Raw genomic sequence first — 10,098 nt, 5'->3', positions numbered from 1 at the left:
TTACTCGATAATTTTCGCCACGACGCCGGCGCCGACGGTACGGCCGCCCTCGCGAATGGCAAAGCGCAGGCCTTCTTCCATGGCGATCGGGTGGATGAGCTTGACGGTGATGCTCACATTATCGCCCGGCATGACCATTTCCTTGTCCTTGGGCAGCTCGATGGCGCCGGTGACGTCGGTGGTGCGGAAGTAGAACTGCGGGCGGTAGTTGTTGAAGAACGGGGTGTGACGCCCGCCCTCGTCCTTGGAGAGCACGTAGATCTCGGCGGTGAAGTGGGTGTGGGGCTTGACGCTGCCGGGCTTGCACAGCACCTGGCCGCGCTGCACGTCTTCGCGCTTGGTGCCGCGCAGCAGGATGCCCACGTTGTCGCCCGCCTGGCCCTGGTCGAGCAGCTTGCGGAACATCTCCACGCCGGTGCAGGTGGTCTTTTGGGTGGCGGCGATGCCGACGATCTCGATTTCTTCGCCCACCTTGATGATGCCGCGCTCGATGCGCCCGGTCACCACGGTGCCGCGCCCGGAGATGGAGAACACGTCTTCCACGGGCATGAGGAAGGCGCCGTCGACCGCGCGCTCGGGCGTGGGGATGTAGCTGTCCAGGGCGTCGGCCAGGCGCAAGATGGCTTGTTCGCCGAGCTCGCCCTTGTCGCCTTCCAGGGCCAGCTTGGCGGAGCCGTGGATGATGGGGGTGTCGTCGCCGGGGAAGTTGTACTTGGTGAGCAGCTCGCGCACTTCCATCTCGACGAGCTCGAGCAGCTCGGCGTCGTCGACCATGTCGCACTTGTTGAGGAAGACGATGATGTAGGGCACGCCGACCTGGCGCGCCAGCAGGATGTGCTCGCGGGTCTGGGGCATGGGGCCGTCGGCGGCGGACACGACCAGGATGGCGCCGTCCATCTGCGCGGCGCCGGTGATCATGTTTTTGACGTAGTCGGCGTGGCCGGGGCAGTCGACGTGGGCGTAGTGCCGGTTCTTGGTCTCGTATTCGACGTGCGCGGTGTTGATGGTGATGCCGCGCGCCTTCTCTTCCGGGGCCGCGTCAATCTGGTCGTACGCCTTGGCTTCGCCGCCGAACTTGCTCGACAGCACCGTGGTGATGGCCGCCGTCAGCGTGGTCTTGCCGTGGTCCACGTGGCCAATCGTCCCCACGTTCACGTGTGGCTTGGTCCGCTCAAATTTGCTCTTCGCCATGATGAATGCCTTTAGAACTTGGTCAAATAAACTCGAAATTACTTGCTGGTACGCGCGCTGATGATGGCCTCTGCCACATTCCTGGGTGCTTCGGAGTAGTGCTTGAATTCCATGGAATAGGTGGCACGACCCTGAGACATCGAACGCAGCGTTGTGGAATAGCCAAACATCTCGGACAAAGGCACTTCGGCGCGTATGACCTTGCCACCCGTGACAATTTCATCCATGCCCTGAACCATGCCGCGGCGCGACGACAAATCGCCCATCACGTTGCCGGCATAGTCTTCCGGCGTCTCAACTTCAACGGCCATCATGGGCTCAAGAATCACAGGACTGGCTTTGCGGCATCCGTCCTTGAAGCCCATCGACGCAGCCATCTTGAAAGCCTGCTCGGAGGAATCGACCTCGTGGTAGGAACCGAAATGCAAGGTCACTTTCACGTCAACCACTGGGTACCCGGCCAAAACACCCGAGTTCAGTGTTTCCTCGATGCCTTTTTGCACAGCGGGGATGTACTCGCGTGGCACGACACCACCCTTGATCGCATCAACGAACTGAAAGCCCTTGCCAATCTCATTCGGCTCGATCTTGAGGACGACATGCCCGTACTGCCCCTTGCCACCGGACTGGCGAACGAACTTGCCCTCAGCGTTGTCCACGGTCTTGCGAATGGTCTCACGATATGCCACCTGCGGCTTGCCGACATTCGCCTCGACGCCGAACTCGCGCCGCATACGGTCGACGATGATCTCCAGGTGGAGTTCACCCATGCCGGAAATAATGGTCTGCCCTGACTCTTCATCGGTCTTGACGCGGAAGGAGGGGTCTTCCTGAGCCAAGCGCTGCAAGGCAATGCCCATTTTCTCCTGGTCTGCCTTGGTCTTTGGCTCCACGGCTTGAGAAATGACCGGCTCCGGAAAGATCATCTTTTCCAAAGTGATGATGGAATTTGGATCGCACAGGGTTTCACCAGTCGTCACTTCGCGCAAGCCTACGCACGCTGCAATATCGCCAGCGCGCACTTCCTTGATTTCGTCACGCTGATTGGCATGCATTTGCAACAGGCGGCCGATACGTTCCTTTTTACCCTTGATAGGGTTGTAAATGGTGTCGCCCGAAGCAAGTATGCCGGAATAAACTCGAATAAAAGTCAATTGCCCCACATAGGGGTCGGTCATCAACTTAAATGCAAGTGCAGAAAATTTCTCATCATCACTTGCGCGTCGCTGCGTGTCTGCCTCGTCATCATCTGTACCATGAACAGGCGGAATATCAACAGGCGACGGGAGAAAATCAATCACAGCATCCAGCATGCGTTGCACGCCTTTGTTCTTGAATGCTGTTCCGCAAAGCATGGGCTGGATTTCACCCGCGATTGTTCTCGCACGCAAGCCCTGCTTAATTTCTTCCTCAGTCAATTCACCCGACTCGAGATAACGATTCATCAAATCTTCGTTGGCCTCGGCCGCGGCCTCAATCATATTTGAGCGCCACTTCTCGACTTCTCCAAGCAACTCCGTAGGGATGGTTTGATATTCAAATTTCATGCCCTGAGACGCCTCATCCCAGATAATAGCCTTCATTTTGAGAAGGTCAACGACGCCTATGAAATTCTCTTCAGCCCCGATGGGATAAACGACAGGCACAGGATTAGCCTTAAGCCGACCTTTCATCTGGTCATAGACTTTGAAAAAATTAGCTCCCGTGCGGTCCATCTTATTAACGAAAGCGAGGCGCGGAACTTTGTACTTGTTAGCTTGACGCCAGACTGTTTCAGATTGGGGCTGAACACCGCCCACGGCGCAATACACCATGCATGCGCCGTCAAGTACGCGCATGGAACGCTCAACTTCGATTGTGAAATCGACGTGGCCTGGAGTATCGATAATGTTGATTCGATGCTCAGGGAGGGACAGATCCATCCCCTTCCAGAAACAAGTCGTGGCGGCTGATGTGATGGTGATGCCGCGCTCCTGCTCCTGCTCCATCCAATCCATCGTGGCAGCGCCATCATGCACCTCGCCAATCTTGTGATTAACGCCGGTGTAGAACAGAATGCGCTCGGTCGTCGTGGTTTTGCCGGCATCAATATGCGCGGAAATACCGATATTCCGATATCGCTCAATAGGAGTCTTTCTAGCCATCATATGCCCCGAAAATTAGAACCTGAAATGGGAGAAAGCCTTATTTGCCTCAGCCATGCGGTGAACCTCGTCACGACGCTTCATGGCAGAGCCACGACCCTCGGAGGCCTCCATCAGCTCATTAGCCAGGCGCTGGGCCATGGATTTCTCACCACGTTTTTTAGCCGCCTCACGGATCCAGCGCATAGCCAAGGCCGCGCGACGCTGGGGACGCACTTCAACAGGAACTTGGTAATTAGCGCCACCGACACGGCGGGATTTAACCTCAACAACAGGTTTCACATTGCTCAGCGCCAACGCGAAAACCTCAACGGGATCTTTGCCGCTTTTCGCCTGAATCGTCTCGAAAGCACCATAGACAATACTTTCGGCGATGGCTTTTTTGCCAGAAAGCATGACCACATTCATAAATTTGGCGACATCGAGATTGCCGAATTTTGGATCGGGGAGAATTTCGCGCTTAGCGATTACACGGCGACGTGACATTTAAGTTCCTTTTTCAGTTGGGCCAAGCCCAGACTTCACAGTTGTGAAGCACTTACTCAACCCAATATCAGGGCTGAACAGGAGGGACGATCAATACTTATTTTTTCGGGCGCTTGGCGCCATATTTTGACCGCGACTGTTTGCGATCTTTCACGCCTTGCAAATCGAGAGAGCCACGGACAATGTGATAACGGACGCCAGGAAGGTCCTTGACACGACCACCACGCACCAGAACAACTGAGTGTTCCTGAAGATTGTGCCCTTCGCCGCCGATATAGGAGATCACCTCGAAACCATTTGTCAAACGCACTTTTGCAACCTTACGCAGTGCGGAATTCGGTTTCTTGGGGGTCGTGGTATACACACGTGTGCAAACGCCCCGGCGCTGCGGGGAGTTTTCCATAGCAGGACTTTTAGACTTGAGCGTCTCAGCTGCACGGCCCTGGCGAACCAACTGATTGATGGTTGGCATAGTGATCCCTTTTAGGAAGAACTTATGAATTATTCAAAACATGACAAAAGCCCGGCCATTCAATAAATGGCCGGGCTAGATGGTGTGCCTGACGATGTCCTACTTTCACACGCGAATGCGCACTATCATCGGCGCTGAGGTGTTTCACTGTCCTGTTCGGGATGGGAAGGAGTGGGACCACCTCGCTATGGTCATCAGGCGTAACTTGTCGGCGCACAGTCATGGAGACGTGCAACCCAATTCGAAAAGCTGTTTGCGATTACATCACACTTAAATCAAAGTTATAGGATCAAGCCTCACGGGCAATTAGTACTGGTTAGCTCAACGCATTACTGCGCTTCCACACCCAGCCTATCAACGTTGTAGTCTTCAACGACCCTTTAGGGAGATCGAGTCTCCAGGGAAGCCTAATCTTGAGGCGAGTTTCCCGCTTAGATGCTTTCAGCGGTTATCTCTTCCGCACATAGCTACCCGGCGATGCCACTGGCGTGACAACCGGTACACCAGGGGTGCGTCCACTCCGGTCCTCTCGTACTAGGAGCAGCCCCTCTCAAGCTTCCAGCGCCCACGGAAGATAGGGACAAAACTGTCTCACGACGTTTTAAACCCAGCTCACGTACCTCTTTAAATGGCGAACAGCCATACCCTTGGGACCGGCTACAGCCCCAGGATGAGATGAGCCGACATCGAGGTGCCAAACACCGCCGTCGATATGAACTCTTGGGCGGTATCAGCCTGTTATCCCCAGAGTACCTTTTATCCGTTGAGCGATGGCCCTTCCATACAGAACCACCGGATCACTATGTCCTGCTTTCGCATCTGCTCGACTTGTCAGTCTCGCAGTTAAGCACGCTTATGCCATTGCACTATCAGCACGATTTCCGACCGTACCTAGCGTACCTTCGAACTCCTCCGTTACGCTTTAGGAGGAGACCGCCCCAGTCAAACTGCCCACCATGCACTGTTCCCAATCCTGATTCAAGGACCAAGGTTAGAACCTCAAACACACCAGGGTGGTATTTCAAGGTTGGCTCCACCGGAACTAGCATCCCGGCTTCAAAGCCTCCCACCTATCCTACACAGGTCTGTTCAAAATCCAATGCAAAGCTACAGTAAAGGTTCATGGGGTCTTTCCGTCTTTCCGCGGGGAGATTGCATCATCACAAACATTTCAACTTCGCTGAGTCTCGGGAGGAGACAGTGTGGCCATCGTTACGCCATTCGTGCAGGTCGGAACTTACCCGACAAGGAATTTCGCTACCTTAGGACCGTTATAGTTACGGCCGCCGTTTACCGGGGCTTCGATCAAGAGCTTGCACCCCATCACTTAACCTTCCGGCACCGGGCAGGCGTCACACCCTATACGTCCACTTTCGTGTTTGCAGAGTGCTGTGTTTTTAATAAACAGTCGCAGCCACCTTTTCACTGCGGCCCCGTTCTGCTCAGCCTGTACGGCGTCACATACCAGGGGCGTACCTTATCCCGAAGTTACGGTACAAATTTGCCGAGTTCCTTCTCCCGAGTTCTCTCAAGCGCCTTAGAATACTCATCTCGCGCACCAGTGTCGGTTTGCGGTACGGTCATGTCCAGCTGAAGCTTAGTGGCTTTTCTTGGAAGCAGAGTATCAGTTACTTCAGCGGCAAGCCGCCTCGTCATCACATCTCAGCTAAGCCCCCCGGATTTGCCTAAGGAGCACGCCTACCTGCTTGAACCGGGACATCCAACACCCGGATAACCTAACTTTCTCCGTCCCCACATCGCACTGGACAGTGGTACAGGAATATTAACCTGTTTCCCATCGACTACGCATTTCTGCCTCGCCTTAGGGGCCGACTCACCCTACGCCGATGAACGTTGCGTAGGAAACCTTGCGCTTTCGGCGAGGGGGCTTTTCACCCCCTTTAACGCTACTCATGTCAGCATTCGCACTTCCGATACCTCCAGCATTCCTTACAGAACACCTTCACAGGCTTACGGAACGCTCCTCTACCATGTGCTTACGCACATCCGCAGCTTCGGTATATAGCTTAGCCCCGTTACATCTTCCGCGCAGGACGACTCGATCAGTGAGCTATTACGCTTTCTTTAAAGGATGGCTGCTTCTAAGCCAACTTCCTGACTGTCAAAGCCTTCCCACTTCGTTTCCCACTTAGCTATATTTAGGGACCTTAGCTGGCGGTCTGGGTTGTTTCCCTCTTGAGTCCGGACGTTAGCACCCGGTGCTCTGTCTCCCGTGCTGACACTCTTCGGTATTCGGAGTTTGCCTTGGTTTGGTAAGTCGCCATGACCCCCTAGCCAAAACAGTGCTCTACCCCCGAAGGTGATACACGAGGCACTACCTAAATAGTTTTCGAGGAGAACCAGCTATTTCCGGATTTGTTTAGCCTTTCACCCCTATCCACAGCTCATCCGCTAATTTTGCAACACTAGTCGGTTCGGACCTCCAGCTGGTGTTACCCAGCCTTCATCCTGGCCATGGATAGATCATCCGGTTTCGGGTCTACACCCAGCGACTGAACGCCCTGTTCGGACTCGGTTTCCCTACGCCTTCCCTATTCGGTTAAGCTCGCCACTGAATGTAAGTCGCTGACCCATTATACAAAAGGTACGCCGTCACCCTTACGGGCTCCGACTTTTTGTATGCATACGGTTTCAGGATCTATTTCACTCCCCTCCCGGGGTTCTTTTCACCTTTCCCTCACGGTACTTGTTCACTATCGGTCGACTACGAGTATTTAGCCTTGGAGGATGGTCCCCCCATGTTCAGACAGGATGTCACGTGTCCCGCCCTACTTGTCGTACGCCTAGTTCCACACAAATATTTTCAGGTACGGGGCTATCACCCACTATGGCCACCCTTTCCAAGGTGTTCCCCTGATATTCATGCTAAAACGTACAGGCTGGTCCGATTTCGCTCGCCACTACTATCGGAATCTCGGTTGATTTCTTTTCCTCGAGTTACTTAGATGTTTCAGTTCACTCGGTTAGCCTCATCTGCCTATGTATTCAGCAGAAGATACCCTTGCGGGTGGGTTTCCCCATTCGGACATCTACGGATCAAAGCTTGATTGCCAGCTCCCCGCAGCTTAACGCAGGCTTCCACGTCCTTCATCGCCTGTAGTCGCCAAGGCATCCACCGTATGCACTTAGTCGCTTGATCCTATAACTTTGACTTAAGTCAAAGCAATGGTAAGTTGATAAAATTTTGATGCAATCGCAAATGCATATACAAATGCAATTATCAGCTTTTCGAATTGTTAAAGAACGCAGCCTATTGATTAATATCAAACGTAAATGCGCAACAAAAATTAAACGCACTTGCGTTTGATGGTGGAGGTGAACGGGATCGAACCGATGACCCCCTGCTTGCAAAGCAGGTGCTCTCCCAGCTGAGCTACACCCCCAGATGAATCGCACCAATGGTAGGGTGGTGGGTCTGGTTGGGCTCGAACCAACGACCCCCGCCTTATCAAGACGGTGCTCTAACCAGCTGAGCTACAGACCCAAGAGGGCTGCAATGAAACGCCACCAATCACCGCAAATATTGTTGCAGGCTGCTGAGCCGATAAGAGTGGGCGCTTGACCCTCAAGCTATTCCAGAAAGGAGGTGATCCAGCCGCACCTTCCGATACGGCTACCTTGTTACGACTTCACCCCAGTCATGAAGCCTACCGTGGTAATCGCCCTCCTTGCGGTTAGGCTAACTACTTCTGGTAAACCCCACTCCCATGGTGTGACGGGCGGTGTGTACAAGACCCGGGAACGTATTCACCGCGGCAAGCTGATCCGCGATTACTAGCGATTCCGACTTCATGCAGTCGAGTTGCAGACTGCAATCCGGACTACGAACGGTTTTATGGGATTAGCTCCCCCTCGCGGGTTGGCAACCCTCTGTACCGTCCATTGTATGACGTGTGTAGCCCTACCCATAAGGGCCATGATGACTTGACGTCATCCCCACCTTCCTCCGGTTTGTCACCGGCAGTCTCATTAGAGTGCCCTTTCGTAGCAACTAATGACAAGGGTTGCGCTCGTTGCGGGACTTAACCCAACATCTCACGACACGAGCTGACGACAGCCATGCAGCACCTGTGTTCTGGCTCTCTTTCGAGCACTCCTAAATCTCTTCAGGATTCCAGACATGTCAAGGGTAGGTAAGGTTTTTCGCGTTGCATCGAATTAAACCACATCATCCACCGCTTGTGCGGGTCCCCGTCAATTCCTTTGAGTTTTAACCTTGCGGCCGTACTCCCCAGGCGGTCGACTTCACGCGTTAGCTTCGTTACTGAACAGTTTCCCGTCCAACAACTAGTCGACATCGTTTAGGGCGTGGACTACCAGGGTATCTAATCCTGTTTGCTCCCCACGCTTTCGTGCATGAGCGTCAGTACAGGTCCAGGGAGCTGCCTTCGCCATCGGTGTTCCTCCGCATATCTACGCATTTCACTGCTACACGCGGAATTCCACTCCCCTCTACCGTACTCTAGTCGGATAGTCATAAATGCAATTCCTAGGTTGAGCCCAGGGATTTCACATCTATCTTTTCCAACCGCCTGCGCACGCTTTACGCCCAGTAATTCCGATTAACGCTCGCACCCTACGTATTACCGCGGCTGCTGGCACGTAGTTAGCCGGTGCTTATTCTGCAGGTACCGTCATCCATTCGCGGTATTATCGCAAACGATTTCTTTCCTGCCAAAAGTGGTTTACAACCCGAAGGCCTTCTTCCCACACGCGGCATTGCTGGATCAGGCTTTCGCCCATTGTCCAAGATTCCCCACTGCTGCCTCCCGTAGGAGTCTGGGCCGTGTCTCAGTCCCAGTGTGGCTGGTCGTCCTCTCAGACCAGCTACGGATCGTCGCCTTGGTGAGCCTTTACCTCACCAACAAGCTAATCCGACATCGGCCGCTCCATCGACGCAAGGCCTTGCGGTCCCCTGCTTTCACCCGTAGGTCGTATGCGGTATTAGCAACGCTTTCGCGCAGTTATCCCCCATCAATGGGCACGTTCCGATGCATTACTCACCCGTTCGCCACTCGCCACCAGGGTTGCCCCCGTGCTGCCGTTCAACTTGCATGTGTAAGGCATGCCGCTAGCGTTCAATCTGAGCCAGGATCAAACTCTACAGTTCAATCTTGGTGCCAATTAAGGCCAACTCATTCAGGAACTACGGATTTCTCCGTACTTCTTTTATGAGCGTTTAACTCGTATTTTGCAATCCGGTCAAACGCCCACACTTATCGGCTGCTTTTTGTTAATGAACCCGCTTTTGCGGCTGCTGCATTTGCAGCGGAGAATCAGTATTCTTGCACAACTTTTATTCCCGAGTCAAGCATAAGGTTTTGTCAGAAGCAGAACTTCAATCCTTGCTGCCTTCAATCCTTGCTGCCTTGAAAACCCGCTCGCAGCTTTTGTTGGTTTTTTGAGAACCAGCGAAAAGCAGCAAGAACGAAATTGTGCACCCAGGCCTGGTCCGTGTCAACACCTTTTCGCAACAGAAGTGCCTTGCTCTCTGGCAAGCAGGTGAGCGGGGCCATGCACGCGTGTCATTCGACTCTCCTCCGCCCACCTTCCTTGCGTGAGTTTTCCCACGACACTCCGACCTCATCCTCTGTACATCGGGGTCCAAAGCTCTGTCGCACTTGCTCACTGGCGTGAACAGGCCCTAGTCTTACTGTGTTGCTTCATTGGGCCGTCTCGAGCTCTCAGGCAGAGCAAGGGCATCGAGGCAGGCTGCGAGCCAGAAGCGAGCCGATGCGCAGCCGCAAGGTGGTGATCGAGGATGGGACATGGCGCTGCATGCGC

Annotated in this window: 5 protein-coding genes, 2 tRNA genes and 3 rRNA genes; all 10 read right to left on the bottom strand. The window is 54.0% G+C overall.

Annotated features, from left to right (window positions below):
• Entirely contained in the window at positions 1-1,191 is a 1,191-nt protein-coding gene (gene tuf / locus ACYCUK_RS21665; protein ID WP_461596697.1) for an elongation factor Tu, read from the bottom strand.
• A 38-nt stretch (positions 1,192-1,229) separates the two neighbouring features.
• Positions 1,230-3,335 carry an elongation factor G gene (fusA, locus tag ACYCUK_RS21660; RefSeq protein ID WP_461596698.1) on the bottom strand — a complete coding sequence of 702 codons (2,106 nt, stop codon included), beginning with the start codon at positions 3,333-3,335 and terminating at the stop codon, positions 1,230-1,232.
• Positions 3,336-3,350: 15 nt separating this feature from the next.
• Positions 3,351-3,821 (bottom strand): 30S ribosomal protein S7, encoded by a 471-nt coding sequence (gene rpsG, locus ACYCUK_RS21655; RefSeq protein ID WP_112487722.1) that lies wholly within the window; start codon positions 3,819-3,821, stop codon positions 3,351-3,353.
• A gap of 97 nt (positions 3,822-3,918) precedes the next feature.
• Positions 3,919-4,293 carry a 30S ribosomal protein S12 gene (rpsL, locus tag ACYCUK_RS21650; RefSeq protein WP_112487723.1) on the bottom strand — a complete coding sequence of 125 codons (375 nt, stop codon included), beginning with the start codon at positions 4,291-4,293 and terminating at the stop codon, positions 3,919-3,921.
• A gap of 86 nt (positions 4,294-4,379) precedes the next feature.
• A 5S ribosomal RNA gene (gene rrf, locus ACYCUK_RS21645) occupies positions 4,380-4,492 on the bottom strand.
• Between the two features lie 86 nt (positions 4,493-4,578).
• Positions 4,579-7,453 (bottom strand): 23S ribosomal RNA (locus ACYCUK_RS21640).
• Between the two features lie 168 nt (positions 7,454-7,621).
• A tRNA-Ala gene (locus ACYCUK_RS21635) sits at positions 7,622-7,697 on the bottom strand.
• Positions 7,698-7,721: 24 nt separating this feature from the next.
• Positions 7,722-7,798 (bottom strand) — tRNA-Ile (locus ACYCUK_RS21630).
• A gap of 95 nt (positions 7,799-7,893) precedes the next feature.
• A 16S ribosomal RNA gene (locus ACYCUK_RS21625) occupies positions 7,894-9,424 on the bottom strand.
• Together the 16S, 23S and 5S rRNA genes with 2 tRNA genes alongside form the textbook arrangement of a ribosomal RNA operon.
• A gap of 244 nt (positions 9,425-9,668) precedes the next feature.
• Positions 9,669-9,830 (bottom strand): hypothetical protein, encoded by a 162-nt coding sequence (locus tag ACYCUK_RS21620; RefSeq protein ID WP_461596696.1) that lies wholly within the window; start codon positions 9,828-9,830, stop codon positions 9,669-9,671.
• Positions 9,831-10,098: the final 268 nt, after the last annotated feature.

The sequence above is a fragment of the Thiomonas sp. genome, assembly GCF_054608695.1.
Note: the sequence above shows the minus strand (reverse complement) of the source record. Positions and strands in the feature narration are given on the sequence as shown.